The following is a 25,635-nucleotide window of genomic DNA, read 5'->3' on the forward strand; positions in this document are numbered from 1 at the left end:
GGGGAAGGTCCGCGGGCGCGGGCGCGGGCGGCGGTGCGGGGGAGGGCGCGGGCGCGGTTGGCCCTTCGGCGAGGCCCGCCGGGTCCGGGGGCACGGCAGCCGGTGCGGATGCCGGGGGGGCGGCGCGGGCGGCTCCGGCCGGTCCCACGAAAGGACCCCCGATGGCGGGAAGCTCGCCAGGTGCCGGCACCCCGTCGCCCGTGCGGGGGTCCTCGCCGGCGCCCCCGCTCCGGTCGACGAGCTCGCCGGCAAGGCGGGCGCTCGCGGCCGGGGACGGGGCGCTCGGCGCGCCGGCGTCAACGCCGATGACCGGCGCGGCGGTCGCCACGCCCCCCGCCGCCCCATCGGCGCGGCGGCCGGCCACGGACGGCGGGCCGGCGTCCGGCCAGCCTCCCGGCGGACCGGCGAGCGCCACCGCCACGGCGGCCCCCGCCAGCGAGCCCGGGTCGCCGTCGAGGCCGTGCGGGGCGGGCGCAGGCTCACCGCCTCCGTCGCCGTGCGCCGGCTCACCGCGCCGGTCCCCCGCGGCGGGCGACCCCGCGACGGCGGGGTTCGCGCACGCGTCGAGCAGCAGCGCCGAGAAGTGCGGGGACACCGGACCGGCGTCGGCCGGGCGCGGTCCCCGGGCCGCCGGGGACACCGCGGGCAGGGGCATGGCAGTGCTCATCGCAACCTCGCGTAGTAGTCGAGCACGCGCGGGACGTACGCCTGGGTCTCCGCGATGCGGGGGATGCCGCCGGCCTGCGCGACACGGCCGGGGCCCGCGTTGTAGGCGGCCAGGGCGAGCGCCGGTGAGCCGAACCGGTCGAGCTGGGCGCGCAGGTACCGGGCCCCGCCGAGCAGGTTGCTCGCCGGGTCGTGCGGGTCGACGCCCAGGCCGCGGGCAGTGCCGGGCATGAGCTGGGTGAGCCCGGTCGCGCCGGCGTGCGAGCGCGCGTCCGCGCGGAAGCCCGACTCCGCCCAGACGAGCGCGGCGAGCAGCCGGGGGTCGACCCCGGCGCGGTCGGCGGCGTCGGCGATGGCCGGTGCCCACTGGCGCCCAGCCTCGGGCAGCCGTGCCGCCCACTCCGGGGCGCCGGCCGAGGGCGCGCTCACCACCGGGCCGCCTCCGGCCGCACCGACGCCGGCGGCGGACGACGGCGCCGGCGGCTGCCACACCGGCGCGGGTGCGGGCCCGGGGCGAGCCGGAGCCGCCGTGGCGGCGGTGGCCTCGGCGAGCGCCGCGGCGAAGCGCGCCGGGGGGACGAAGCGCTGCTGGATCTCGGCGATGCGGGAGAGCACCGCGGGAAGGCCGGCGACGGTCACGGCGCCTCCCAGCGCAGCAGCGCCGCCTCGTCGAGCGCGCTGTCCGCGGCGGCGCGGGCGGCGGCGGCCACCGCGTCCGCGCGACGCTCGGCGAGCTGCTCGGCGCTGCGCCGCCGCATCGACGCGAGCGACCAGGCGCGGGCCAGCGCGGCGCGGCGCTCGTGGGCGGCGGCCTCCTCGCCGAGCGCCTCGGTCACGAGCTCGTGGCCGGCCAGCCGCTGCAGCTCGAGCGCCCGCAGCTCCACCGGCCGCAGCGACACCGCCGCGGGCGGGGGGTGGGCGGTGGCGCGCCGGTGCGCCACGAGACGCTCGGCGGCGCGGACGTCGCGCTCGGCCCCCGCGAGCACGCGGGCAGCGTGGCGCTCGGCAAGGGCCCGGACCCGCAGGACCGTGGCGATGCGGTTCCTCACGGTGCCTCCTGATCGTCGCCGACGAGCGCAGCGAGGCGTGCCCAGGCGTCCTCGAAACCGGCCGGCTCACCGGAGTCCTGGCGGAGGAAGTCGACGATCGCCGGCTGCAGGGCCAGCCCCCGGTCGGCTTCGGGGTTCGTCCCGGGCGCGTACGCGCCGACCTCGACGAGGTCGCGGACCTCCGCCGCCGCGGCCAGCGCCGCTCGCGCCGCGGTGGCGGCTCGACGCCGCTCGGGCGTGACGACCTTGCCGGCGAGCCGGCTCAGGCTCGCGAGCGGGTCGATGGGCGGGTAGCGCCCGGCGGTCGCCAGGCGCCGGTCGAGCACCAGGTGGCCGTCGAGGATCGAGCGCGCCGCGTCGGCCACGGGGTCGTTCATGTCGTCGCCCTCGACGAGCACCGTGTAGAAGCCGGTGATCGAACCGGCGGTCCGCGGCCCGGCGCGCTCGAGCAGCCGGGGCAGGAGCGTGAACACCGACGGTGTGTAGCCCCGGGCCGTTGGGGGCTCCCCGGCCGCGAGGCCGACATCGCGCTGCGCCATTGCCAGGCGCGTGAGGGAGTCCATGGTCAGCAGCACGTCCGCCCCCCGGTCGGCGAACCACTCGGCGATGCGGGTCGCGAGGAACCCGGCGCGCAGGCGGACGAGCGGCGGCTCGTCGGAGGTTGCGACGACGACGACGGTGCGCGCCATGCCCTCGCTGCCGAGGTCGTCCTCGAGGAACTCGCGCACCTCGCGCCCGCGCTCGCCGATGAGCGCCACGACGTTCACGTCGGCGGTCGTGCCACGCACCATCATGCCGAGCAGCGTCGACTTGCCGACCCCGCTGCCGGCGAAGATGCCCATGCGCTGACCCCGGCCGACCGTGGCGAGGGTGTCGACGAGCCGCACCCCCACCGGCAGCGGCTCGGTGATCCGCCGGCGGGCCAGCGCCGGCGGCACGTCGAGGTCGAGCCCGACCCGCTCGCCCGACAGGGGACCCCGACCGTCCACCGGGCGGCCGAGCGCGTCGAGGGTCCGCCCGAGCAGCCCCTCCCCGACGACGACGCCGGACGCCGCGCCCCCCACGGACACCCGGTCGCCTCGCGCCAGGCCTGCGGTGTCGGCCAGCAGCAGCGCCCGCACGCCCTCGGGGCCGAGGCCGACGACCTCCGCCGGCCGGTCTCCCGTCCCCGTGTGGACGGTAAGCGCGTCGCCGACCGCCAGGCGCAGCCCCCGCACCTCGACGTCGTGCCCGGCCACGCGGGCGATCGCACCCGTCGGAGAGCAGGCGTCCAGGCCACGCACCCGTGCGACGCTCACCGCGGGGGCCCCAGCGCCGCCCGGACCGTGTCCCGGGCCGCTGCGCGGGTGAGCTCGGCGCGGGCCCAGCGCCCGGTGATCCGCGCCTCGCCCGCGGGCAGGCCCGGATCGGCGACGACGGCGACGCCGGCCTCGGCGCGCAGTGCCGGGGCCAGCGCCGGCACGTCGCCCGGGTTCGCGTGCACGGTGAGCTCGGGGTCGTCGAGCCGGCCGAGTGCGGCCCGCACCCGCTGGATTAGGACGGCCGCGCCGTCGGACGGCTCGTGACCGAGGACCGCCTCCGCGATCGCTTCCGCGAGCTCGACGTCGGCGTCGACCTGCGCGAGGCGCAGGGCCCGGACCTCGGCGACCACGCCGGCGCAGGCGGCCTCGAGCACCCCGACGAGGCGCCGCGCCGCCGCGACGGCCTCGGCCCGGGCGGCCTCGGCACCGTCGCGCAGGCCCTGCGCGTACGCCGCCGCGGCGGCCTCGTCGACGCGGGCGCGGGTGAACGCGTCGAGCGCCGGCGCCGGCCCCGCGATCGGCCGCGGCTCGGCGAGCACCGTCGGGCGGGTCAGCAGCTCACTCATGATGTCGACATACCGCTTCGCTGCTTGATGTCACGGATTGCGACATACCGCTTCGCTGCTTGATGTCACGGATTGCGACATACCGCTTCGCTGCTTGATGTCACGGATCTGGGACATACCGCTTCGCTGCTTGATGTCACGGATCTGGGACATACCGCTTCGCTGCTTGATGTCACGGATCTGGGACATACCGCTTCGCTGCTTGATGTCACTCAATGAGCTCACCGTCGTTGCCGCGGTTGATGACGATCGCGCCCGCCTCGTCAAGGCGGCGGATGATCCGCACGACCTCGCTCTGGGCCTCCTCGACCTCGCGGACCCGGGTGGGGCCGAGCAGCTCCGACTCCTCGACGAGCGACTCGCGGGCGCGCTCGGACAGGTTGCGCAGGACGGTCTCGCGGACGTCGCTCGACACGCCCTTGAGGGCGAGCGCCAGCCGCTTCACGTCGACCTGGCGGAGGACCTGCTGCACGGCGCGGTCGTCGAGGGTCACGATGTCCTCGAAGACGAACATCAGCGCCCGGACCTCCTCGGCGAGCTCGGGGTCGGCCGACTCGAGGTTGCCGAGGATCGCCCGTTCGGTGCCGCGGTCCGAGTGGTTGAGCAGCGCGGCGAGCTCGCGGACCCCGCCGCGCTCGTCGAGGCGGCTGCGCTCGAGCGAGCCGAGGCGCTCCCGCAGCGCCGCCTCCACCCGGGCTACGACCTCGGGTGACGTCGCGTCGAGGTTGGCCACGCGCATGGCCACCTCTGCCTGCACCTCCGGCTCGAGGCCGCCGAGTATCTGCGCTGCGAACCTCGCCGGCAGGTGCGCGAGGATGAGCGCCAGCGTCTGCGGGTGCTCGTCACGCAGGTGGCGGAGCACCTCGACGGGCTCGTGGACGCGCAGGAACTGGAACGGCGTCGTCTGGACCGTGGCGAGCAGGCGGTCGACGATGTCGTCGCCCTCCGCGCCCCGCAGCCGCCGGAGCATCTCCCGCGCGTGGCGCTCCCCTCCCGACACGAGGTGCTGGTGGGCGATCGCCTCAGCGTAGAACTCCTCGAGGATGGCCTGGACCTCGTCACCGGCGACGTCGCCGAGTGTGGCGACCTCCAGGGCCACCTGCTCGACCTCCGCCTCGCTCAGGTGCCCGAGCACGCCCGCGGCCGCGTCGGGCCCCACGGCGAGCAGCACCGCAGCCGCCTTCTGCGCCCGCGTGCGCTGCGATACCCCCCCCAGCGCCTGGGTCACGAGACCGGTCACGCCTGCCCCCGCCGGTCCGCGAGCCAGCCGCGCAGCAGCATGGCGATCTCCTCGGGCTGGCGCTGGAGGAGCTCGGCGACGTCGGCCTGCAGGCCACCGGCGGTGACCCCGGCCGGCTCGGGCTCGGGCCGCTCGAGGACCCGGGTCTCCTCCTGGGCCGGCAGGATCGCGGTCCGCTGGCGGTCCACCTCCTGGACCCTGGTGGTGCGCCGGCGGGTCATGAGCAACAGCGCGAGCACGACGAGCAGCAGGACGAGGCCGCCGACGAGCTGGGGGACGAGGTCGCCGAGGCGGCTTGCCTCCTCGGGCGCGGCCTCCTCGACCTGGGCGGGGAACGGCTGCGTGGACACCGCGATGACGTCGCCGCGCTCCGGGTCGAGGCCCAAAGCGGCCGACACGAGGCCCTCGATCTGGTCGTCGGGAGGGACCTGCGCGCCGGTGAGGCTGCCGTCGTCCATCACGATGGCCACCGACAGCCGCTGGACGCGGCCGGGAGCGGCGACCGTCCGGGTGGTGGTCTTGTCCACCCCGAACTCGCGGAGCGCCTCGTCGCGCTCGTAGCTGCTCTCCTGCCCCTCACCCGCGAGCGGGCCGCCGTCGAGGCCGACCGCCCCGCCCGGCACCGCCCCGGTGCCCGCGAAGCGCTCGCCGCTCGTCTGCTCCTTCAACGTGACCTGGTTGTCGGGGTTGTAGCTCTCGGTCTCGGTGTGCTGCTCGTCGAAGTCGAGGGTGGAGCGCACGACCACCGACACGGGGCTGCCCTCGGTGACGCGCTCCAGCAGGGCGGTGATGTCCTCCGCGAGTCCCTTCTCGAACTCGCGGGTCTGGCGCAGGTTGCGGTTCGTCGCCGTGCTCGCGCCGCCGGCGTCACCCGGCGCGTGGAGGACGGCGCCCGACGCGTCGGCCACGGTGATCTGGGCGACCTCCAACCCCTCGACGGAGGAGGCGACGAGGAACGTCACCGCCTCGACCTCCCCGGGGGTGAGCGTGCGGGTCGTGGCGAGCAGGACGGACGCCGTCACTGGCTGCTGGCGTTCGGCGAACAGCTCCTCCTCGGGCAGAACGAGGTGGACGGTCGCCTGGCGGATCCCGTCCATCGCCGACAGGGTCTTCGCCAGCTCGCCCTCGAGCGCACGCTGGTAGCCCACGCGCTGGCGGAAGTCCGACACCGACAGGCCCTGGTCGTCGAGGAGCTCGTAGCCGGGTGGCTGGGTCGGGCCCGCGACGCCCTCGCTCGCGAGCGCCGCCCGCGTGGCGTAGAGGCGCTCCCGGGGGACGAGGACCCGCGAGCCGGCGGCTTCCAGGCGGTAGGGGACCCCCTGGGTCTCGAGCCCGTCGATGACCGCGGCGAGCGCCGCGTCGTCGAGACCGGTGTAGAGGACCGTGTAGCTGGGGGTGGTGATCCAGCGCACGAACAGCACGCCGAGCATGGCGAGCGCCGCCAGGGCCACGGCAATGCCGACGCGGTGCGCGACGGGCAGGGCGCGCACGAAGCCGGTGATGCGGTCGCGGATGTCCAATGAAGAGGTCCTCTCGAGCGACTGGGCCTAGACCTGCAGCCGCATGATCTCCTGGTAGGCCTCCACCGCCCGGTTGCGGACGGCGACGAGCAGGTCGACGCCCACCGACGCCTTCGTCGTGGCGGCCATGAGGTCGGCGATCTGCGCTCCCCCGCCGGTGGCGACGTTCTTCGTGACGTGGTCGGCGGCGTGCTCGAGGGCGGAGACCTCGCTGAGGCCGCGCTGCATGGCGGCGCCGAAGCCGGGGGCGGCCGCCGGAGACGCGGGCGCTGTGGCGGCGACGGAGCCGATCGGGGGGATGGGAGGGATGGCCACGGGAAGTCGCTCCGGTTCGCTAGCGCTGACCGAGGCGGAGCGCGGCCTGGTAGGCCTCCCGCCCGGTGTCGATCGTGCGGAGGTTCGCCTGGTAGGTGCGGTTGGCGATGATGAGGTCGCTCATCTGCCCGGCGAGGTCGACCACGGGCATGGTGACGAAGCCCTCCGCGTCGGCGAGCGGGTTCGCGGGGTCGTGGACGCGTGCGGGCTCCCTGCCGTCGGCGACGAGGGCGCGCACGGCGACGCCCGACCCGCTCGGGGTGATCTCGCCCCCGAGCGACTGCGCGACGACGAGGCGGGCGCGGAAAGGCTGTTCGCCCGCCGCGCGCACGGTGTGCTGGTTCGCGATGTTGTGGGCGATCGTGTCCATCCAGTAGCGGGCGAAGCCCACCCCGGTGCGGCCGACGTCGATGGCGGAGAAGGCGCCCACCCCTACCGCCCTCCGATCGCGGCGCGCAGCATGCCGACCTTCGCGTTGTAGGAGTTGACCATCGCGTCGCGCAGGAGGTTGTCCTTCATCATCCCGACGATCTCGTTCTCCAGGTCCACGGTGCTGCCGCTGGGGTTGGGCAGCGACGGGTCGGGGCGCACCGCCGGCGCCGCCGCCCGTTCGGGTGACCCGCTTGCGAGCGCGGCCCGCAGGTTGCTCTCGAAGTCCACGCGGCCCGCCCGGAACCCGGGGGTGTTGACGTTCGCGACGTTGTGGGCGCGGACATCTGCCCGTCGGGAAAGCCCACGGACGGCGTACTCGATCGCGGCCAGCACGTCGCCGGACATCTCCACCTCCTCGTACGACAAGAGCGGACGTCAGAAGGAGCCTGGCGGCTCTTCCCTGACGCCCGCTGCGATCCGTCTCTGCGAGCCGCTGCTCGAGCGGCTGGTTGTGTGGTGCGCGGTCCCCGTCGGCCGTGAGCCGCGGGGTGTTAAGGGCTGTCGCTGCTTTCCCCCGGCGCGTAGACCGCCGCGGCCCTGCGGCGCGCGGCGATGCCGCCGAGCTCCGCCGCCCGACCGTCCATGGCCGCGCGGATGCGACGCTCGCAGGCGATGGCGCGGGCGAGCAGCGCCTCGGCCGCCGCGGCGCACCCGCAGGCGCCGGTGCAGCGCTGGGGGTCGAGCGCCGCCACGTCGCATCCGGCGCCTTCCACGGCGTCCCAGTCCTCGGCGGCGAGGGCGGTCTCGAGCCGGTCGAGGTACGTGGCGAACGCGTCGAGCGGCGCCTGGTGCGCCCCAGGTGTCATCCCCCGACGGGCGCCGCACAGCAGGCGGTGGCCCACGCGTCGCGCAGGCCGGCCACGACGCTGCGCACGGCGGGGAGCTCGCTCGCATCCTTGCGGATGTTCGCGTCGAGCAGCTGCTCGAGGCAGAAGTCGTAGAGCGCCGCGAGGTTCGCGGCGATCTGACCGCCGCGGGCGACGTCGAGCGTGACCCGTAGCTCGGTGAGGATGTCCTGAGCTCGTTGGAGCTCGCGGTTGGCGGACTCCGGGTCCGCCTCCGTCGCGCCGGGGTCGAGCGCCTGCGTTGCCCGGGTCAGCGCCGCGAGCGCCCCGTCGTAGAGCATGAGCACGAGCTGGGCGGGCCCGGCGGTCTCGACCGCCTGTGACTGGTAGTGGCGACGGCTGTCCGCGTACATGGGATGCCTGTCGGCCGCGCCGGCGGGCGGTTTAGCCGCGCTGGGCGTTCAGCGACTGGATGTGGGAGGCCATCCACGCGCTCTGGGACTTCAGGCGGCCCATCGCGCTCTCGAGCGCGTTGAACTGGCGGCGCAGCGTCGTCTCCCGGCTCGCGAGGCGGACGTCGAACTCGGCGATGCGGTCGCCGAAGCGACGGATCTCGTTGGTGATGGACTGCCGCGCGCGGGCGATCTCGCCCCCCGCGCCCTCGAACACCCGCACAGTCCGGTCGAGCGCGCCGCCGAGACCGGTGGTGAAGGTCACCTCGCCGAACGCGCCCCCCGCGGCGTCGACGGTGTCCTGGGACGCGCTGACGCGCACGGACAGGCCGATCACGGCCCCGTCGGTGCCGGTCAGGGTGCGCCCCCGGCCGGTGGCCGCCAGGCCGCCGATCGTGCCTTCCACGTCGCTGCCGGCGTGCACGCCGTCGAGGCCGGCGTCGCCGCTGCCGGCGACGGTGAAGGCGTGCGCCGACCCGTGCCGGGTCTCGGCCAGGTGCAGGCCGCCGTCCTTCACGGTCGCGGCCAGGGTCGACACGCCGTGCGCGGCGAGCGCGTCGCTGATCCGCCGCACGGCGGTCGCCAGGTCGGCGCCCTCCTCGATGGACACGCTCACGCCCGCCCCGTTGCCGGTGGTGATCGTGAAGACCTTCGGCTCGCCGGTCGGCGGGAGGTAGGTCGCCCCGGTGACCGACGCGACGGTCGCCGCCCTGTCGATGCGCACCGCGTAGGTGCCGGCGGCGGTCGTGCCCGTCGCGGAGGCGTAGACGACACGGGCGTCGGTGGCGGCCCCGGCACGGGCGAACAGCGCCGTGACCCGCTCGTAGCCGTCGGCGAGCGCCGCCCGCAGCCTCGCCTCGTCGAGGGTTACGGCGCCGTGGCGGTCCAGGCCGATGCCGACCTCGCTCGCGTGGCGGTCCACCCCGCCGAGGCCGGCGACGGCGCCCGATACCGCAGCGCGCAGGTCGCTGACGAGTCGGCGCAGCGTCGCGTTGCCCTGCAGCGGGCCGGCGCGGTTTGACTCGGCGTTGTACGAGGAGAGCTCTTTCATGCTCGCAAGAGCGCCGTTGAGGGCGTCGACGAGGCCGCGCACGGTCTTCACCGCGGCGTCGGCGTCGCGCCGGGTCGACACCGTTACGCACTGCGCGCCGGTGACCTGGCGCAGCTGGAGGGTGACGCCCTCGACGAGGTCGTTCACGGTGTTGGTGGGCCGGTGCACGTCGAGCGTGCCGACCCGCAGGTGCGCGTCCTCGCCGCGGCGCAGCTCCTCGACCGTGTCGAGCCCCGCGACCGCGCTCTGCAGGCCGAAGCGGGCCCCGGCGCCGCTGCCCGTCGCGGTGACGACGAGGCGGTGGGCGTTCTCGCCGGTCTTGACCACCTGGGCGGCGACGCCGACCTTCGCCTCGGTGATGCGCTGGGCGAGCTGGTCGAGGGTGGTGTGCTCGTCGGTGGGCAGCGTGGCCAGCACCGTGCCGTCGCCGCGGGTCAGGGTCAGCGCGCCCTCGCCGACACGCGCATCGCGGGCGGTGTACGTCCCCCCCGCGGCGAGCTGGTGAGCCGACGCGAGACGGACGACGGCGAGCTCCGTGGACCCCGGCGCCGGCGTGCCGCTCGCGGTGACGCTCACCGCCTCCGGGTTGCTGGAGGTCGCGGTGACGTGTTGGGCGAAGGTCTCCGGCCGGCGCAGGGCGTCGACGGCGGTGCGCACCGCGGACAGCCGCGTGGTGATGCGCCCCCACGCGTCGTCGACCTGGCGCAGGGCCGCCTGACGCTGCTCGAAGCGCACGACCGGGACCCGCTCGAGCGCCATGAGCTGGCGGATGATCCCGTCGGTGTCGAGGCCGGAGGAGATGCCACCGATCGAGAACATCGGGGTGCTCATGGCGTCCTCCTGCGCGACGGGCGCGCCGCCCCCGCAAACATCCCGGAGGCGGCGGCCACCGCGTGCGAGTGGGAGCTAGCGCAGCAGGGACAGGACCGTCTGCGGGACCTGGTTGGCCTGCGCGAGCATCGCCGTGCCGGCCTGCTGGAGGATCTGGCTGCGCGTGAAGCTCACCATCTCCTCGGCCATGTCGGTGTCGCGGATGCGCGACTCGGCCGCCGACAGGTTCTCCGCGGCCACGGAGAGGTTGCGCACCGCCGACTCCAGCCGGTTCTGGGTCGCACCGAGCTCCGAGCGCACGGTGGAGGTGTTGGCGATGGCGGTGTCGAGCGTGGCGATCGCCGCGTCGGCGCCGGTGGTGAGGTCGATGGCGCCGAGGTCGACGCCGAGGAAGCCGTTCGTCGCGCTGCCCGTGTCGATCCGCAGGTCGGCGGTGATGGACAGCTGGTTCGCGGTGCCGTTGCCCGCGCCGACGTGGAACACCTTCGCGGTGCTCGCGGTGGGCGGGGTGGCCGGCACCGGCGGGGTCGCCGCCGGGTCGCCGGGGTCACCGGGGTCCGCGGCGACGGAGTAGTTGCCGAAGACCGAGCCGCCGGCGAACGTCGTGCGCCCACCGATGGCGGACAGCTCCGCGACGAGCTCGTCGACCTCGGCCTGCTCGGCCGCACCGTCGGATGTCGAGTTCGCCGCTGAAACCGCCAGGTCACGGATGCGCTGGAGGATGGTGTGCACCTCGTTCAGCGCACCCTCGGCGGTCTGCACGAAGCTGATGCCGTCCTGGGCGTTTCGGATCGCCTGCTTCGTGCCGCCGATCTCGGCCCGCAGGCCCTCGGAGCGCACGAGACCCGACGCGTCGTCGGCAGCGCGGTTGATGCGGAACCCGCTCGACAGCTTCTCCAACGACTTGTTCATCTGGTCGTTGGTGACGTTGAGATTGCGGTAGGCGTTGAACGCCGCGATGTTCTGGTTGATGCGCATGGAAAGAACCTCCGTGTTCTCTCGGTCGTCCCGGCGCTTCCGTGGCCGGGTCCCCCCTCCTGTCGGTCGCCCGCCGCCCGACTGAAGGAGAAAGATTGGCCGCCGCCCTGCGGCCGCGCGCACGCGACGGGCCGCCCAGGTCCCACCCTCCGCTACAAGCCCGTCTCAGAGCGGTGTCATCCACTCCGGAGCGTGAACCGCACCGGCCGCCCTCGGGCGGCGTGCGCGCGGTTCAGGGGCGTCCAGTATGGGGTCCCCGGCACCTGTCGCCGCCGTCGGCGGCGAGGGGCGCCTGCGTCGACCCACTGGTTGTGATGTGAAGCCTCCGAGCGGTTGCGTGGAGGGCGGGCCTGGGCGGCCCGACGGGAGACAGCGTAGCGATCCGCTCGCCACCTGCAGCGGCCGGGCGGGTGGTCAGTCGTCCCCGACGAGGCCGAGGCGCATGGCCGCGGCGACCGCAGCGGTGCGGTTGCGGGCACCAAGGCGGTCGAAGACCTCCTGGCAGTGCGCTTTGACGGTGCGCTCGGTGACGCCGAGGCGCTTGGCGATCTCGGGGTTCGTGAGGCCTTCCTGCAGGTAGCGCAGCACCTCGTGCTGGCGGGGCGAGAGCACGGGCTTGTCCTCGGCCGGCGCGAGTGGCTCGAGCATCTCGGTGGCGTCCTCGCGCTCCATCAGGGCGCTGCGGTCCTCGAAACGGGTCTCGACGCTGCCGAACCGCACGACGTCGCCGTGGCGGAGGGCGCGGGAGCCGGTGATGGGCTCCCCGTTGACGAACGTGCCACCGGTGGAGCCGAGGTCCTCGAGCCAGATGGCGCCGCTCTGGCGGCGGACGAGCGCATGGGCACGGCTGACGTGGGGGTCGGCGAGGCACAGGTCGCTGTTGGCTCTGCGGCCGAGCACGAGCTCGTCGCCCTGGATCACCAGCTGCTCACCCCGCAGCGGCCCCTCGCCGGTGACGACGAACATCGGCAGGGGGGTGAGTCGTCTTGCGGGCCCTACCACGGCCCCTCCTTCCGTTCCACGGCCGCATGTGCGGGTGCGCACCGTTCGCGCAGGGCCTCCACCGTGCCGGGAGCGGTAGTGCGCTCCCCGATCTTGACGGGTTTGCGGTCGCCATGAAAGTCGCTGCAGCCGGTGGCGAGCAGCTCCCGCTCGCGGGCGAACGCCCGCCAGAACGCGGCGGTCTCCGCGTCGTGGCCCGGATGGTCGGCTTCGACGCCTGCGAGGCCGACCGCGCAGAGCTCCTCGACGAGCGTCGTGCCGGTGGCCGTGGCGCGGGTCTCCAGGCCCGGATGGGCGATCACGGCCGCGCCGCCGGCGGCGCGGATGAGGCGGACGCCGTCGGCCGGTGCGAGCGCGTGCTTCGGCACGTACGCCGGCCCGCCGTCACGCAGGTAGTCGTCGAACGCGGTCCGCAGGTCGGGCACGACGCCGGCGTCGACCATGGCCGCGGCGATGTGCGGTCGGCCCACGGGCGCGCCGCCGGCGTGCGCGCGAACCTGCTCGGGGCTGCAGTCGACGCCGAGCTCGGCAAGGCGCGCGAGGATGCGCTCGGCCCGGCGGCTGCGCTCGTTGCGCAGCCGGTGGCACTCGGCGACGAGGCCGGGGTGCGCGGGATCGCACCAGTAGCCCAGGATGTGCACGCTGGACCCGGCGACCTCGGTCGACAGCTCGATGCCGGGCACGAAGGTCAGGCGGTGGCGGGCGCACGCCTCGGCGGCCTGCGCCCAGCCGGCGAGCGTGTCGTGATCGGTGAGGGCCAGCCCGCTCAGCCCCTCGGCGGCGGCCAGAGCGGCGTTCTGCTCGGGCGTTGTCGTACCGTCGGAGAAAACCGTATGGGTGTGCAGGTCGATCACGCCCTGAATCTAACCCCAACGGCCGGCCGGCACTACCGGGAGGGGCGGCGGACGGCGCTCGCCGCTACGTGAAGGCGCTCTCGCCGGGTAGTCGAGCCCCTGCCGCCGTACTCCTCGTTCGCCGTCACCCTATGCTGACGCGATGCGGGAGGAGGCCGAGACCGCCCTCGACGAGGCCGTGGCGGCCGGCGCGGAGTACGCCGACGTCCGGGCGGTCCTCGACGAGACGGAGTCGGTCTCCGTCCAGGACACCCGGGTGGAGGGCGTCGAGCGCCAGACGAGCCGAGGTGTCGGCGTGCGGGTGCTCGTTGGCGGTTCGTGGGGCTTCGCGGGCACTCCCCGCCTCGAGCGCAGGGGCCTGCAGGCGGCCGCCCGCACCGCCGTCGCGCTCGCCCGGGCGAGCGCGACGACGCAGCGGACCCCGGTGCGCCTCACGCCGGCCGAGGTCATGCGGGGCTCGTGGGCGACGCCGCACGCCACCGACCCGTTCGCCGTGGACCTCGGCGACAAGCTCGCGCTGCTGCTGGCGGCCACTGCCGCAGCCCGGACGGTTGCCGGCCTTACCCTCGCGCGGGCGAGCTTCGACGCCTGGCGCACGACGAAGTGGTTCCGCTCGAGCGAGGGGTCCGCCATCGACCAGACCATCCTCCAGGTGAGCGGGGGCGTGGACTGCGTGGCCGTGCGCGACGGGCAGGTGCAGTCACGCTCCTTCCCGAACTCCTTCCGCGGCTACGCGGGGACGGGCGGGTGGGAGGACATCACCGCCCTGCGCCTGGCCGAGCAGGCGCCCCGCTACGCCGAGGAGGCCGTCGCGCTGCTGTCCGCCCCCGACCTGCCCGCCGACGTCGCGACGGTCGTCGTCGACGCGAACCAGCTCGCCCTGCAGATCCACGAGTCGGTCGGGCACCCGATCGAGCTCGACCGCATCCTCGGGTGGGAGGCCGCGTACGCGGGCACCTCGTTCCTGTCCCCGACCGACGCGGGTTCCCTGCGCTACGGTTCCCCGCTCGTCAACCTCACGCTCGACACGACGACCCCCAAGGCGCTCGGGACGTACGGGTACGACGACGAGGGCGTGCCCGCGGGGCGCCACCCTCTCGTCGTCGACGGGGTGCTCCGCGACTTCCTCACCAGTCGGGAGACCGCGCCACGAGTGTCGGAGTCGGCGCGGAGCAACGGCACGATGCGCGCCGACTCGTGGGCCACCCTGCCGCTCATCAGGATGACGAACATCCATCTCGAGCCGGGCGAGGGCAGCCTTGGCGAGCTCCTCGAGGACACCGGCGAGGGGGTGTTCCTCACGACCAACCGCTCGTGGTCCATCGACGACAAGCGGGTGAACTTCACCTTCGGCTGCGAGGCCGCCTACGAGATCCGCGGCGGGCGGCTCGGGCGGCTTTACCGCAATCCCACCTACACCGGGCGCACGACGGAGTTCTGGGGGTCGTGCGACGCCATCGCCGGGCCCGGGGAGTGGACGGTGCACGGGACGCCGAACTGCGGGAAGGGCCAGCCGCCCCAGACGGCGAGGGTCGCGCACGGCACGGCACCGGCGCGGTTTCGCAACGTGCAGGTCGGGACGTCGTGACCCTCCCCCTGCTCGGAGCCGACGGCTGCGAGCGCCTCGCCTTGCCGGCTCTCGCGCGTGACGGAGCGGCCGCAGTGGAGGTGGTCGTGCACCGCACCGTCGGGGGGGTGACACGCTTCGCGAACTCCGAGGTGCACCAGAACACCTGGGCGGAGGACGTGCTCGTCAACGTGCGCGTCGTCACGCCCGACGGACGCGTCGGGGTCGCGGGCGCGCACACCGACGATCGCCGGGAGGTCGCCGCAGCCACCGAACGGGCACACGAGCTCGCGCGGGTTTCGACGGTGGACGGCGCGTTCCCCGGCCTCGCACCACCCGCCGTCACCGCCGGGGTGCAGGCCGACGCCGCCACGCTCGACGCGACGCCCGCCCAACGGGCAGCCGCCGTGCGCAAGGTGCTCGCCTCGACGCCGGCGGGCCTGCGCGCGGCCGGGGCCTACACGACGGGGGGCGCGGAGCTCGCGGTGTTCACGAGCGCCGGCCAGCGCGCCTACACGCCGCTGTCGGTGGCACAGCTGACGCTCGTCGTCGACGGGCCCTCGTCGTCGGGCTACGCCGAGCAGGGCGGACGCACGACGGAGGCCATCGACGCCGAGGCCGTCGCCCGCAACGCCGTGGGGAAGGCCCGTGCGGGCGCCAAGCCCGTCACGGTGGCCCCCGGAGACTGGCCGGTCGTCCTCGAACCCGCCGCAACGGGCACGCTCGTGCAGTTCCTCGCCTACCTCGGCTTCGGCGCGAAGGCGTATCTCGAGGGGCGCGCGTTCACGAGCGGGCGCATGGGCGCGCGCGTCGTCGCGCCCGAGGTCTCGATCGTCGACGATGCGCTCTCCCCCGACACCGTCGGCTTTCCCTTCGACTTCGAGGGCACCCCCAAGGAGCGTGTCGAGCTGCTGCGGGGCGGTGTCGTGTGGGGGGTCGTGCACGACCGGTTCACGGCGGCGCAGGCCGGCGTGGCCTCCACCGGCCACGGGCTGCTCGCGCCGAACCCCTACGGCCCACTGGCCCTGAACCCCGTGATGACCCCGGGCGAAGGAGGGCGCATCGACGAGCTCGTCGCCGGGTGCGAGCGCGGGCTGCTCGTCACGCGGTTCCACTACGCCAACGTCATCGAGCCGATGGAGACGCTGCTGACCGGCATGACCCGCGACGGCACCTTCCTCATCGAGAACGGACGCCTGTCCGCGGGGGTACGCAACCTGCGGTTCACCCAGTCGGTCCTCGGGGCGCTGCGCGAGGTCGACGCCGTCAGCTCCGAGACGGCCTATGCGTCGGAGCTGTTCTTAGCCGGGAGCCTCTTCCCAGCGCTGCGCCTGCCGGCGTTCACCTTCACCGGCACGACGACGTTCGGCTGACTACGGGCTACGGGCTGCCGGTGTCCCCACCGCCGGGCGCATCGACGTCGGGGGCCTCGAGGTCAGGGGCCTCGACGTCAGGGGCCTCGACGTCGGGCGCCTCGAGATCGGGGGCCTCCGGCGCCTCGATGTCGATGTCGGTGCCCGTGTCGGTGTCGGTGCCACCGCCGAGGTTGTTGATGAGGAAGAACACGAGCAGGACCACGAGGATCACGCCGACGATCGCGGCGATGACCCCCCACGGCCCGCCGCCGCCGGGAGCAGGCCCGCTCTCGCGTACCACCTCCCGCTCGCGGGCGGGCTCACGCACCACTTCGCGCTCCGGGGGTGGTTGGGAAGCCATGCGGGTCTCCTTCTCGCTCGTCGTTCTACGGGCGTGCTCATGACCTACCCTGTGTCCGCATGGGGGCAAACGCAGCGCCGGAGGTGGCGGTTGGGGCCGTCTGCGTGCGCGACGGACGCCTCCTGCTCGTGCAGCGCGCGCGGGGCAGCCACGCGGGCAGGTGGGCGGTCCCCGGGGGCCGGGTCGAGGCGGGCGAGTCCCTGGCGGCGGCCGTCACCCGCGAGCTCGCCGAGGAGACGGGCCTGCGCGGCAGGGTCACCGGCCTCTGCGGCGTCGCCGAACGCTGCGTCGACGGCCACCACTGGGTGATCCTCAACCACTGGGTCGCCGTCGGCCCCGGCGAGCCCGTCGCCGCAGACGACGCCGCGGCGGTGCGATGGGCCGGGCGCGACGCACTCGCCTCCCTCGACGCCGTGCCGCTGCTCGTGGAGTTCCTCACCGACCACGGCGTCCTCGCCCGACTGCGCTGACCCGTCGGGCCGACCGCCTCGCTTCCCCGGCTACCGCCCCCCGGCGAGGTGGCGCTTCAGGAAGCCGGCCGCGACGGGCAGCAGGGCGTCGGGGTGCTCGAGCGCCATCTGGTGGCCGCCGCCGGGCAGCACCCACAGCTCGGAGTCGACCGTCAGGCGGGAGGCGAACGCCCGGGTGGTCGTCTCCGGCAGGACCCGGTCGTTCGACCCCACCGCGACGAACGTCGGCACGGCCTGGGCGCTCACGTCGGGCTTGTCCTCCGGGGTGAGCAGGATGGAACCGAGCCCCGCGAGGGTATAGCGGCGCACCGACAGCGGGTGGCGGCTCAGGGTCCGGGCGAGCCGGGGGTCCTCCGCGAGGTCGGCGGTGGCCACCACCGTCGACGCGGGGATGGTGATCGCCTCCTGACGCCGGGGGGAAAGGCGGCGGCGCAGGAGGCCCGCCGCCGGCAGCAGGACGCCCTGGCGGGTGCGCTGCAGGATCGGACGGATGTCGCGCAGGTCGAGCACGTTGTGGCAGGCCACGGCCCCCACCCCGCTGCCCTCGAGCGCGGCGTAGAACGCGAGGACGCCCCCGAGGGCGGTGCCGAACAGCCCCACCGGCCCTCCCCAGCGCTGCCGGGCGCAGGCGGTCGCCGCGGCCGCGGCGGCCATCGCCCCCCGGTACGTGAGGTGACCGCGGCGCCCGCCGCTGCGCCCGTGCCCCGGCCAGTCGAGGGCGAGGACGTTCAAGCCCTCGGCGGCGAGCCGCCGGTAGGGGTCGAAACCCACCACCGCCCCGCGAAGCACGTCGACGGCGGTGACGAGGCCGTGCAGGGCCACCACGGAGGGGCCGCCCGCCCCCGGACCGTCGTAGGCGACGAGACGCAGCGACGTCGCGTCGCTGGCCACCCACAGCTCCTCGCCGTCCACGCCCCTCCGCGATCCTCGGTCGCCGCGCGAAAGGAGCGTAGCCGCCTTGGAAAGGCGCTGCCGAAGCCCGCCGAGGCGCCGATATACTCGCGATTCCGCGCTGCGTGAAAGGACTGGTGGGGATGCCACGGGCGGAGCTGCACTATGCGCTGGCCCTCGATCGGGAGATCTACGAGGCGAGCCGCATCGACCCGTCGCTGCTCGACCCCGTGGTGCGCGTCGAGGACGGCCTTCCGGGCATGGCCCGCCCGATCGCGGTCCTCCGTGACTACCAGGGTCCGCAGGGCACCTACATCGAGCAGTTCGTGCTCCGCGACCGCAGGGGCCGCGAGCGGGCGAGCTCGCCTCCCCGGCGCATCGAGCTCGAGGGTCAGATGGCCCAGGACCGCTTCGTGTCGACGCTGCGCGACGTCGTCATCGAGAACCCCGACGAGCACACGCTCACCTTCTCCGTCGACGGGCGCGAGGTCGGGTCGATCCCGGTGTTCATCGAGGCTAGTTCGGGCGGCGACCTGCGCCTGGCGGCGGAGGAGACCTTCAAGAAGGCGGTCAAGAAGGGCACCATCCTCTGGCTCACGGTCCCCCAGCCCGACGGCTCCCACCACGAGCAGCCCGTGTGGTTCGTGTTCGACGGCGGCAAGGTCTACGTGGTCTCCGGCCCGACGGAGCAGAACGTCCCGCACCTCGCCGACGCCGACGAGGTCGAGATCACCGCCCGCAGCAAGGACGTGCGCAGCCGGGTCAGCCGCGTGCCCGCCGCCGTGCGCGTGATCGCGCCCGAGGACCCGACCTACATGCGGATCGTCGAGACGGCGTTGCCCAAGCGCCTCAACCTCACCGACCCGAACGAGGCCGCCGACCGGTGGAAGGCCAACTGCGCCCTCGTCGAGCTGACGCCCCGCTTCCGCGACGAGGAGGAGCGCGCCCCGGCGGCGCGCGCGCCCGCCGCGGCGGCGGCGGCCCCAGCGGCCGCACCCGTCGCGAAGGAGGCAGCGCCGGCCGGCGGTGGGCAGGCCGAGCAGAAGGACGCCCACATCGAGCCGGAGATCGACAAGGAGGTCTTCGACCGGCTCATCGCCGAGGGCAAGTCCGAGCGCGTCGCCCGCGCGAAGGCCAAAGCCGCGTTCGTCCGCAAGGAGAAGCAGCGCATCGGCACGGGCGGGAGCACGCCGTCGTGAGCGGCCACGTCACGCTCGTCACCGGCGGCACGGGGTTCCTCGGGTCGCACCTCGTGGAGGCCCTGCGCCGTCGCGGGAAGGCCGTGCGCACGTGCGGTCGCGGTGCCCGCCCACCGGGGCTGGCCGACGACGTGGACTACCGGCAGGCCGACCTCACGGCGGGGCCGCTCGACGCGCTCGTCGAGGGCACGGGCGCCATCGTGCACGCCGCGGGCGCCGCGAGCTCGACCTCCACGCCGCAGGAGATGGAGGCGGTCAACGTCGCCGGCACCCAGCACCTGCTGGAGGCCGCGTACGAGGCAGGGGTGCCACGGGTCGTGTACGTGAGCACCTCCTCGGTGTACGGCAAGGAGGTCGCCCTGCCGCAGCCGGTCGTCGAGGAAGCCGAGTGCCACCCGGGGCCCGGCTACGCGGAGAGCAAGTGGCGGGCCGAGCAGGCGGCGTGGGAGTTCACCCGCAAGGGCCTGCCGGTGACGGTGCTGCGGCCGGCGACCATCTTCGGGCCCGGGGCGGTGAAGCTCGTCGCGAGCACGATCCTCGACGCCGCGATCGAGCGCCACGCCGGCCTCGGCGCGTTCTCCGTCCCACGCGAACCCGTCGAGATGCGCCTCGTCCACGTCGACGACGTCGTCGCGGCCTGCCTGCACCTCGCGCAGGTCGACGCGGCCCCCGGACGCGCGTTCAACCTCGACTCCGGCGTGTACCCGTCGAGCCACGAGGTCGCCGCGGCCGTCACCCGGGCTCTCGGCATGGCGCTCGAGCTGACCGACGACCCAACCCCCGGGCTCTCCTACGAGGAGCGGCAGGCGACCCACGACCGGATGCTCGCGGCCGGCATGCGCGGCGACATCATCCTGTCCAAGCAGCGCATCCGCTACCTCAACAAGGCCAACCGCAACAACCGGCTCAGCCTTGCGGCCCTGGCCGGCACCGGCTTCCGGCCCCGGGTGACCGGCATCCCCGGCGCGATCCAGGCGAACGCCGGGTGGTACGCCGAGCACCGCTGGATCATCTGAGACCATGGCGCCACCCCCGGTCTGCCGAGGGCGCGCCCCGCAGACCGTACCCTTGACCTTGAAGGAGGTTCAAGGTTCTACCTTGGAGTCATGAGCGTGGCCGAACGCCGCCCCGAACGCCGCATCGTGCGGGAGCCTGGCATGCCACTGGACCCGAGGACCCCTGAGCCGCCGCATGGCTTCGGGGCACGCGCCGACGAAAGGTGCCGGTGATGGCGGCCCGCGCGCGCGTGCTTCACAGCCGGCGGAGGCCCCGACACGGTGAGCCCGCGGAGGCGGAGCCGCACGGTCGTGCCCCAAGTGCCCCGGAGAGCAAGGCGCTGCCCGAGGACCTGCTGAGCCTCTACTTCGCCGAGCTGCGCAAGGTGCGGCTGTTGACGTCGGAGGAGGAGAGCAGCCTGGCCCGCCAGATCGAAGCCGGCCGGGAGGCCGAGGCCCGCCTTGCCGACGAGGGGGCCCAACTCGATGTGACAACCCGGGCTGAGCTCTGCGAACAGGCAACGCAGGGCCGGGAGGCGTTCGACAGCTTCGTGTCGGCCAACCTGCGCCTCGTGGTGGCGGAGGCGACGAAGTTCGGCCGCCGGTCGCACCTCGACCTGGACGAGCTGATCCAGGAGGGCAACCTCGGGCTCATCCGGGCGGTCGAGAAGTTCGACTGGCGGCGTGGGCTGCGCTTCTCCACCTACGCCACCTGGTGGATCCAGAAGGCGCTGCAGCGCGGCACGGCCCAGCACGAACGCACGATCCGGCTGCCCGCCGGCGTGCACGCGAGCCTCCTGAAGGTCCGTGCCGCCCAGTCGCGCCTGTGGGGCGAGCTCGGCCGAGCCCCCTGCATGGCCGAGCTCGCCGAGGCCACCAACCTCTCCGGGGACGAGGTCCGCGACGCGCTGGCGGCCGACCTGGCCGTCCTGTCCCTCGACAAGCCAGTGAGCGACGAGGACGACTCCTGCGAGTGGGGCGGGATGCTCGCGCGGGCGACGGACTCCCCTCACGAGGAGGTGGTCGACCGGCTCTTCGTGGAGGACGTGCTCGCGACCGGCAGGCGGGAGCTGCCCGAGCGCAGCTGGTACGTGCTGTGCCGGCGCTACGAGCTGGAGGGCCACGAGGCCAAGACGCTCGTCGAGCTCGGCAAGGAGCTCGGGGTGTCGCGCGAGACTGTCCGCACGATCGAGCAGCAGGCGCTGGGACAGCTGCTGCGCGCGCTCCAGCGACCTTCCCTGCCCGCCGGCGGCACTGGCCCCGTCCTGCACGGCGAGCCCCCCGCGAACGTTCCCGTCCACGCCGGACACTAGAGAAGCCCTCGCCTTCCGCCTGGGGGTACTGGGGCGGAACGCGACGTTCGGGGGCTCGTAACCGCGATTGGCCCGACCGGGGCGCCGGTTGCTCGCGGAAGCGGTCGGCCGGCTGCCGGGGGGCCGGCTGGGCGGGCACTACGCGGGTGCGGCGCTCGCCGCGGCCGGCAAGCGGGCCCGCGCCAGGCGCATGAGCAGGGCGGCGATCCCCGCCACCCCGGCCGCGCCTGCCCACGCCGCACCGAACGACACTGCCTGGGCGGTCACCCCGAACAGCAGCGGTCCGAGCGCGTTTCCGGCCGCGAGACCCGCGACGCCGATGCCGGCCGCGGTCCCGGGCGCGTCCGGACGCGCCCGGACCAGGGAGAGGAACAGCAGTCCCGACCATCCCCAGCCCGCCGCGAAGGCGCCGACGGTGCCGGCGACGAGCAGCGGCCCGGTGCCGGTGGCGCCGAGCGCCATGGCACCGGCGCCCACGATCAGCATCCATGTGACGACGCCCAGCTGCGGACCGCCACGGCGGTCGGCGAGCACACCTGTGGCGATCCGGGCGATGATCCCCGCGACGCTGCCGACAGCGAGGAGCAGTCCGGCGCTCGACGGGGACAGCCCCATGGCGACGGCGCTCTCGGTGAGAAATATGCCGACACCGCTCGCCGCCGCGCTTCCGAGTCCCGCCGCGGCGGCCACGAGCACGAACGCGGTGGGTGGTGAGGCGTCGCCCGTGCCCGTCGTCGCGGGGGCGGGCGCCGGAGCGATCGCGTCGGCACGCGTGGAGAGGTCGACCCGCGGCAGAATGACCGCAAGACCCACGAGCGGTGCGAGCCCGATCACCGACGCCCAGCGCCAGCCAAACGTCAGGGCGATGCCGGGCACGGCCAGCCCCGCAGCGAGCGTCGCGATCGGGATCGCCGCCTCCTTGAGCCCGAAGCCGAGACCCTGCCGGGAGACCGGTACCGCACGCGCGATGAGGATTGCCAGCCCCGGGTCGGTGAGCGCCAAGGCAAGCCCCGACAGGGCGAGCATGACCGCCACGTGCGCCCAGCTGCTGGCTGCGGCGAAGATGCCCACGAGCGCGAGGGCGCTCAGGCAGCTGCCGGTGAGCACGGCGGTGCGTGCGCCGAGGCGGTCGGCCACGCGTCCGCCGATCGGCGCGGCGGCGGCGCCCGTCAGCAGCGCCCCGGACACCGCCATGCCGAGCGCCGCCTCGCTGAAGTCGAGCTCCGCGCGGATCTGCACCGCGAGTCCCCCGACGAGGAAGACGGGCAGCGCGGCGAGGACGAGCCCGCAGCACGCCACCGCCACGGCCAGGGCAGCGCCCCCGGCTTCAGCCATCGGCTCGCCCGATCCACCTGGCACGGCTCTCCCTGTCTGTGGCGCTCGCGGGACACATCATGCACGTGGGAGAGGTCCTCGCCGCCAGGCGCACGTGCAGGCAGGTGGTGTCGCCCGGTGGGCTCGGGGTCCCCTCGGCCACGTGTGCCGGAGTGGCAACCGCGGGGGCGCGTCAGCGCCGGCGGCGCACGACGACCAGGCGCCGCAGGACGAGCGCGGCGAACAGCATCCCGAGAACGGCGCCCACGACGAGTGGCCACAGCGGTGGCGGAGGCCGCTCCCCCACCGCGTGGACGGTCACCTGCTCACCGGGTTCGACCACCCAGGTGAGCACGCCGTCGTCCTGCCGCTCGGCGGTCGAGCCGAGAACGGGCCCGGGCAGGGCGAGGCGCACGGCGTAGCCGAACGCGGCCTCGTCGCGCAGGAGCGTGACGGCCTGCTCGGGGGTGAGCCCGAGCTCGGCGACGGCCTCGGTGGGCTGGAGGCCGGCGGCGCCCTCGACAACGAGCCGCTCGCCGTCGACCGTGACGCGCAGCGGCGACAGGAGCGCGACCTCGGGAGCGGCGAGGGCTCCCGCAAGGTCGGCGGCGAGACGCTGAAAGCCGGCGGGGTTGCGGGCGCGCGCAGCCAGCGCGACGGTGCGCCGCCCCCGCGCGTCGGTGGTGTCGGCGACGTCCCACCCCCGGCCGAGCGCACGGCCGGCCGCCGCGAGGTCGTCGAGGGGCTCGGCGCCGGCCGTCCGCGCCCGCGTGAGCAGGTCGTCGTCGGCGGTCACCGCCACCTCGAGCCGTCCCCCGCCGTCGCGGTCGAGGGCCGCCTCGACGTCGAGGCGCAGCTCGCACCCCGCGCAGACGAGGACGAGCCCCGCGAGAACCCACCGCGCCCACATCGCCGGACAACCTAGCGGACACGGGAGGGCGTACCGGCGAGCGTGCCCGCCGGCACGGGGTGGTCTGCGACGGCGACCCCCGCCCGATACGATGCCCCCGAGGGCCGAAGACGGCCTTTCCGACGACCGCGAGGAGTGCCTTCGTGCCGACCACCGAGCGGGTCCTGCAGGCCCTGGCCGGGGTTCCCGACCCGGACGTCGGCAAGCCCATCACCGAGCTCGGCATGGTCGACGACGTCGTCGTCGAAGGGGACAGCGTGCGGGTCGGCGTCCTCCTCACCGTCCCGCGTCACCCCGCCAAGGACGAGCTCACCCGGGAGGTCGGGGCGGCCCTCACCGCCCTCGACGACGTCGCGAGCGTGAAGGTCGAGCTGCGCGCGATGACCGACGAGCAGCGCGCCGCCTACATCGCGAAGGTCCGCCCGCAGCGGTCCGGGGCGGGGGGGGATCCCGTCATCCCGTTCGCCCAGATGGACTCGACCACGCGGGTGCTGGCCGTGGCCAGCGGCAAGGGCGGCGTCGGCAAGTCGTCGATCACGGCCAACCTCGCGGTTGCGCTAGCCCAGTCGGGCAAGAAGGTCGGCGTCCTCGACGCCGACATCTGGGGGTACTCGATCCCGCGGATGCTCGGGGTCACCGGACGGCCCGTCGCATTCGACAACATGGTGCTGCCGCTGCGCGCCCACGGGTGCAAGGTCATCTCGATCGGGTTCTTCGTCGATGCCGAGCGCCCCGTGATCTGGCGCGGGCCGATGCTGCACCGCGCGCTGCAGCAGTTCCTCGCCGACGTGTTCTGGGGCGATCTCGACTTCCTCGTCTGCGACCTGCCACCGGGCACCGGCGACATCGCGATCTCCCTCGCCCAGATGCTGCCGAACGCCGACATGCTGATCGTCACGACCCCGCAGCAGGCCGCCCAGCGGGTGGCCCTGCGCGCGGGGCAGACGACCGCGCAGACGGGGATGCGCATCGGCGGGGTGATCGAGAACATGGCGGTGTTCGTCGCCCCCGACACCGGCAAGGAGTACCGCATCTTCGGCGAGGGCGGCGGCAAGCTCCTCGCCGCCGAGCTCGACACCGACCTGCTCGGCTCCGTGCCCATCGACCCCCGCCTGCGGGAGGGCGCCGACGCCGGCGTCCCCCTGGTGGTGTCCCACCCCGACTCCCCGGCGAGCAAGGTGCTGCGCGACATCGCGTCGCGGCTCTCCGCCCAGAAGGCGTCGCTCGTCGGCAAGTCGCTGCCCCTCATGGGCTGACTCGGGGGCGGGCGCGCCGCCAGCGGCGGCCGACCAGGCCGCTCCACAGGCCACCAACGACGAGGCCCAGCCCCGCCCCGCCGATGACGTCGGTCGGGTAGTGGACACCGACGTAGACCCGTGACAGGGCAACGTAGGCCCCGACGGCGGGTGGCAGCGCCACCGCCGCGGGCCGGAGGTGACCGGCCAGCACGCTCATGACGGCCATGGCGACCGCGGCGTGGCCAGAGGGGAACGACGAGCCCGCCGGCGGCCGGACGAGCCTTCGCACACCGTCGGCCTCGTAGGGGCGCAGCCGACCGACGCGGGTCTTGCTCGACTGCGCGACGGTCCAGGCGAGCGTGCCGGTCCCGAGCACGTCGGCGGCCGCCTCGCGCCGGCCGGCGACGGCGAGCGCCGCGGCCATCCCCGCCACCGCGTACATCGACCCGAGGTCGGTCGTGGCGCTCACGACCCGGTCGAGGACCGGTGAGCCGGCCCGCCGCACCGCGTCACCGGCGCGCACGTCGGCGCGCTGGAGCGTCGGCTGCCGCAAGGCGGCCGCGGACCCGGCGAGCACTGCCGCGCCGATCCCCGCCGCCACCGCCGACCGGTGGCGCGACCTCACGTCGCGTCAGGATCGAACGGCGGCGGTCCGGCCGCCTCCACGCTCGTCACCCACTGCCCGTCGCCGTCGGTGACCCCCGCAGGCGGGGCGAGCACGGCGGTGCGGTGCAGCTCCGTGCCGGTGGCCCGCAGCTCGTCGGCGACCCCACGGAGCTCGTCGATCTCGGCGGCGCGCTTCAGCTCGTCGAGCGTTTCCGCCGCCTCACGCTTGAACCGGGCGATCATCCGGCCGGCGTTGCGCGCCATGCCCGGCAGGCGCTCAGGCCCGAAGATGAGCAGTGCGAGCACGGCGAGGGTGAGCAGCTCCCAGAACCCCGGGGTGCTGAACGCCAGCACGCCGCTCACCGTCGCTGCAC

The 25,635-nt window shown here is 74.7% G+C and carries 29 protein-coding genes; 7 read left to right on the top strand and 22 right to left on the bottom strand.

All coding sequences use genetic code 11. The features are described 5' to 3' along the window. The 16 genes from VM324_06655 to VM324_06730 all read right to left on the bottom strand — a co-directional run. Nucleotides 1–667, bottom strand: a 667-nt coding sequence (locus VM324_06655; GenBank protein ID HVL98952.1) for a hypothetical protein, incomplete at its 3' end; no start/stop codon positions are given. Then, nucleotides 664–1,305, bottom strand: a complete 642-nt coding sequence (locus VM324_06660; protein ID HVL98953.1) for a lytic transglycosylase domain-containing protein — start codon at nucleotides 1,303–1,305, stop codon at nucleotides 664–666. The genes VM324_06660 and VM324_06655, both read right to left, overlap by 4 nt. Continuing rightward, nucleotides 1,302–1,715 carry a hypothetical protein gene (locus VM324_06665; protein ID HVL98954.1) on the bottom strand — a complete coding sequence of 138 codons (414 nt, stop codon included), beginning with the start codon at nucleotides 1,713–1,715 and terminating at the stop codon, nucleotides 1,302–1,304. Before VM324_06665 ends, VM324_06660 begins: the two co-directional genes overlap by 4 nt. Continuing rightward, a complete protein-coding gene (locus VM324_06670) occupies nucleotides 1,712–3,013 on the bottom strand; it encodes a FliI/YscN family ATPase (GenBank protein ID HVL98955.1) in 1,302 nt (433 codons plus the stop codon). Before VM324_06670 ends, VM324_06665 begins: the two co-directional genes overlap by 4 nt. Continuing rightward, entirely contained in the window at nucleotides 3,010–3,582 is a 573-nt protein-coding gene (locus VM324_06675; protein HVL98956.1) for a FliH/SctL family protein, read from the bottom strand. Before VM324_06675 ends, VM324_06670 begins: the two co-directional genes overlap by 4 nt. A 208-nt stretch (nucleotides 3,583–3,790) precedes the next feature. Continuing rightward, complete coding sequence (fliG, locus tag VM324_06680; GenBank protein HVL98957.1) at nucleotides 3,791–4,822, bottom strand: flagellar motor switch protein FliG; 1,032 nt, start codon at nucleotides 4,820–4,822, stop codon at nucleotides 3,791–3,793. Further along, the gene (gene fliF / locus VM324_06685) at nucleotides 4,819–6,342 is read right to left on the bottom strand and encodes a flagellar basal-body MS-ring/collar protein FliF (GenBank protein HVL98958.1); all 1,524 of its coding nucleotides are present in this window, start codon (nucleotides 6,340–6,342) and stop codon (nucleotides 4,819–4,821) included. The genes fliG and fliF overlap by 4 nt, the downstream gene beginning before the upstream one ends. 27 nt (nucleotides 6,343–6,369) lie before the next feature. Further along, a complete protein-coding gene (gene fliE, locus VM324_06690; protein HVL98959.1) occupies nucleotides 6,370–6,657 on the bottom strand; it encodes a flagellar hook-basal body complex protein FliE in 288 nt (95 codons plus the stop codon). 19 nt (nucleotides 6,658–6,676) lie between these two features. After that, nucleotides 6,677–7,087 (bottom strand): flagellar basal body rod C-terminal domain-containing protein, encoded by a 411-nt coding sequence (locus tag VM324_06695; GenBank protein ID HVL98960.1) that lies wholly within the window; start codon nucleotides 7,085–7,087, stop codon nucleotides 6,677–6,679. 2 nt (nucleotides 7,088–7,089) lie between these two features. Then, nucleotides 7,090–7,434 carry a hypothetical protein gene (locus VM324_06700; protein ID HVL98961.1) on the bottom strand — a complete coding sequence of 115 codons (345 nt, stop codon included), beginning with the start codon at nucleotides 7,432–7,434 and terminating at the stop codon, nucleotides 7,090–7,092. Between the two features lie 146 nt (nucleotides 7,435–7,580). After that, complete coding sequence (locus VM324_06705) at nucleotides 7,581–7,895, bottom strand: hypothetical protein (GenBank protein HVL98962.1); 315 nt, start codon at nucleotides 7,893–7,895, stop codon at nucleotides 7,581–7,583. Then, the gene (gene fliS, locus VM324_06710) at nucleotides 7,892–8,287 is read right to left on the bottom strand and encodes a flagellar export chaperone FliS (protein ID HVL98963.1); all 396 of its coding nucleotides are present in this window, start codon (nucleotides 8,285–8,287) and stop codon (nucleotides 7,892–7,894) included. Before fliS ends, VM324_06705 begins: the two co-directional genes overlap by 4 nt. Nucleotides 8,288–8,318: 31 nt before the next feature. Beyond that, complete coding sequence (gene fliD / locus VM324_06715; protein ID HVL98964.1) at nucleotides 8,319–10,208, bottom strand: flagellar filament capping protein FliD; 1,890 nt, start codon at nucleotides 10,206–10,208, stop codon at nucleotides 8,319–8,321. Nucleotides 10,209–10,283: 75 nt separating this feature from the next. Then, nucleotides 10,284–11,186: a flagellin gene (locus VM324_06720; protein HVL98965.1), complete on the bottom strand. Its 903-nt coding sequence runs from the start codon at nucleotides 11,184–11,186 to the stop codon at nucleotides 10,284–10,286. Nucleotides 11,187–11,600: 414 nt separating this feature from the next. Further along, on the bottom strand, nucleotides 11,601–12,188 hold the full coding sequence (locus VM324_06725) for an FHA domain-containing protein (protein ID HVL98966.1): 588 nt from the start codon (nucleotides 12,186–12,188) through the stop codon (nucleotides 11,601–11,603). Further along, nucleotides 12,182–13,042: a PHP domain-containing protein gene (locus VM324_06730; protein ID HVL98967.1), complete on the bottom strand. Its 861-nt coding sequence runs from the start codon at nucleotides 13,040–13,042 to the stop codon at nucleotides 12,182–12,184. The genes VM324_06725 and VM324_06730 overlap by 7 nt, the downstream gene beginning before the upstream one ends. 142 nt (nucleotides 13,043–13,184) lie before the next feature. Between VM324_06730 and VM324_06735 the strand changes: the two genes are divergently transcribed. Both VM324_06735 and VM324_06740 read left to right on the top strand, forming a co-directional pair. Then, nucleotides 13,185–14,630, top strand: coding sequence for a TldD/PmbA family protein (locus VM324_06735; GenBank protein HVL98968.1), 1,446 nt, complete (start codon nucleotides 13,185–13,187; stop codon nucleotides 14,628–14,630). Next, nucleotides 14,627–15,982, top strand: coding sequence for a TldD/PmbA family protein (locus tag VM324_06740; GenBank protein HVL98969.1), 1,356 nt, complete (start codon nucleotides 14,627–14,629; stop codon nucleotides 15,980–15,982). Before VM324_06735 ends, VM324_06740 begins: the two co-directional genes overlap by 4 nt. Before the next feature lie 7 nt (nucleotides 15,983–15,989). Here the strand turns inward: VM324_06740 and VM324_06745 are convergent, their stop codons facing one another. Then, nucleotides 15,990–16,325 carry a hypothetical protein gene (locus tag VM324_06745; GenBank protein ID HVL98970.1) on the bottom strand — a complete coding sequence of 112 codons (336 nt, stop codon included), beginning with the start codon at nucleotides 16,323–16,325 and terminating at the stop codon, nucleotides 15,990–15,992. Nucleotides 16,326–16,384: 59 nt separating this feature from the next. On the opposite strand from VM324_06745, the gene VM324_06750 reads away from it, so the two are divergent. Then, a complete protein-coding gene (locus VM324_06750; GenBank protein ID HVL98971.1) occupies nucleotides 16,385–16,795 on the top strand; it encodes an NUDIX domain-containing protein in 411 nt (136 codons plus the stop codon). A gap of 30 nt (nucleotides 16,796–16,825) precedes the next feature. On the opposite strand, the gene VM324_06755 is transcribed toward VM324_06750, so the two are convergent. Continuing rightward, complete coding sequence (locus VM324_06755; GenBank protein ID HVL98972.1) at nucleotides 16,826–17,707, bottom strand: alpha/beta hydrolase; 882 nt, start codon at nucleotides 17,705–17,707, stop codon at nucleotides 16,826–16,828. Between the two features lie 122 nt (nucleotides 17,708–17,829). Between VM324_06755 and VM324_06760 the strand changes: the two genes are divergently transcribed. The 3 genes from VM324_06760 to VM324_06770 all read left to right on the top strand — a co-directional run bounded on the left by VM324_06760 (nucleotide 17,830) and on the right by VM324_06770 (nucleotide 21,193). Continuing rightward, the gene (locus tag VM324_06760) at nucleotides 17,830–18,885 is read left to right on the top strand and encodes a hypothetical protein (GenBank protein HVL98973.1); all 1,056 of its coding nucleotides are present in this window, start codon (nucleotides 17,830–17,832) and stop codon (nucleotides 18,883–18,885) included. Continuing rightward, nucleotides 18,882–19,901, top strand: coding sequence for an NAD(P)-dependent oxidoreductase (locus tag VM324_06765; GenBank protein HVL98974.1), 1,020 nt, complete (start codon nucleotides 18,882–18,884; stop codon nucleotides 19,899–19,901). The genes VM324_06760 and VM324_06765 overlap by 4 nt, the downstream gene beginning before the upstream one ends. Nucleotides 19,902–20,113: 212 nt before the next feature. Next, nucleotides 20,114–21,193, top strand: a complete 1,080-nt coding sequence (locus VM324_06770; protein HVL98975.1) for a sigma-70 family RNA polymerase sigma factor — start codon at nucleotides 20,114–20,116, stop codon at nucleotides 21,191–21,193. A gap of 138 nt (nucleotides 21,194–21,331) precedes the next feature. Here the strand turns inward: VM324_06770 and VM324_06775 are convergent, their stop codons facing one another. Further along, on the bottom strand, nucleotides 21,332–22,528 hold the full coding sequence (locus VM324_06775) for an MFS transporter (GenBank protein HVL98976.1): 1,197 nt from the start codon (nucleotides 22,526–22,528) through the stop codon (nucleotides 21,332–21,334). Between the two features lie 172 nt (nucleotides 22,529–22,700). Continuing rightward, nucleotides 22,701–23,417, bottom strand: coding sequence for a hypothetical protein (locus VM324_06780; protein ID HVL98977.1), 717 nt, complete (start codon nucleotides 23,415–23,417; stop codon nucleotides 22,701–22,703). Nucleotides 23,418–23,560: 143 nt separating this feature from the next. Here VM324_06780 and VM324_06785 point away from each other — a divergent pair, with 143 nt between their 5' ends. After that, a complete protein-coding gene (locus tag VM324_06785; protein ID HVL98978.1) occupies nucleotides 23,561–24,673 on the top strand; it encodes an Mrp/NBP35 family ATP-binding protein in 1,113 nt (370 codons plus the stop codon). Here the strand turns inward: VM324_06785 and VM324_06790 are convergent. Continuing rightward, on the bottom strand, nucleotides 24,663–25,280 hold the full coding sequence (locus VM324_06790) for a phosphatase PAP2 family protein (protein ID HVL98979.1): 618 nt from the start codon (nucleotides 25,278–25,280) through the stop codon (nucleotides 24,663–24,665). The two genes, VM324_06785 and VM324_06790, sit on opposite strands and share 11 nt — an antisense overlap. Further along, nucleotides 25,277–25,624, bottom strand: a complete 348-nt coding sequence (tatB, locus tag VM324_06795) for a Sec-independent protein translocase protein TatB (protein ID HVL98980.1) — start codon at nucleotides 25,622–25,624, stop codon at nucleotides 25,277–25,279. Before tatB ends, VM324_06790 begins: the two co-directional genes overlap by 4 nt. Nucleotides 25,625–25,635: the final 11 nt, after the last annotated feature.

The sequence above is a fragment of the Egibacteraceae bacterium genome (assembly GCA_035540635.1).
Classification (GTDB): Bacteria; Actinomycetota; Nitriliruptoria; order Euzebyales; family Egibacteraceae; genus DATLGH01.

Bases quoted from the DNA above. Each gene is read 5' to 3' on its own strand.
- fliD (HVL98964.1), bottom strand. From the start codon at position 10,208: ATGAGCACCCCGATGTTCTCGATCGGTGGCATCTCCTCCGGCCTCGAC.
- VM324_06705 (HVL98962.1), bottom strand. From the start codon at position 7,895: ATGACACCTGGGGCGCACCAGGCGCCGCTCGACGCGTTCGCCACGTAC.
- VM324_06735 (HVL98968.1), top strand. From the start codon at position 13,185: ATGCGGGAGGAGGCCGAGACCGCCCTCGACGAGGCCGTGGCGGCCGGC.
- VM324_06780 (HVL98977.1), bottom strand. From the start codon at position 23,417: ATGTGGGCGCGGTGGGTTCTCGCGGGGCTCGTCCTCGTCTGCGCGGGG.
- VM324_06720 (HVL98965.1), bottom strand. From the start codon at position 11,186: ATGCGCATCAACCAGAACATCGCGGCGTTCAACGCCTACCGCAATCTC.
- VM324_06760 (HVL98973.1), top strand. From the start codon at position 17,830: ATGCCACGGGCGGAGCTGCACTATGCGCTGGCCCTCGATCGGGAGATC.
- VM324_06745 (HVL98970.1), bottom strand. From the start codon at position 16,325: ATGGCTTCCCAACCACCCCCGGAGCGCGAAGTGGTGCGTGAGCCCGCC.
- VM324_06770 (HVL98975.1), top strand. From the start codon at position 20,114: ATGGCGGCCCGCGCGCGCGTGCTTCACAGCCGGCGGAGGCCCCGACAC.
- VM324_06750 (HVL98971.1), top strand. From the start codon at position 16,385: ATGGGGGCAAACGCAGCGCCGGAGGTGGCGGTTGGGGCCGTCTGCGTG.
- VM324_06700 (HVL98961.1), bottom strand. From the start codon at position 7,434: ATGTCCGGCGACGTGCTGGCCGCGATCGAGTACGCCGTCCGTGGGCTT.
- VM324_06775 (HVL98976.1), bottom strand. From the start codon at position 22,528: ATGGCTGAAGCCGGGGGCGCTGCCCTGGCCGTGGCGGTGGCGTGCTGC.
- fliS (HVL98963.1), bottom strand. From the start codon at position 8,287: ATGTACGCGGACAGCCGTCGCCACTACCAGTCACAGGCGGTCGAGACC.
- VM324_06675 (HVL98956.1), bottom strand. From the start codon at position 3,582: ATGAGTGAGCTGCTGACCCGCCCGACGGTGCTCGCCGAGCCGCGGCCG.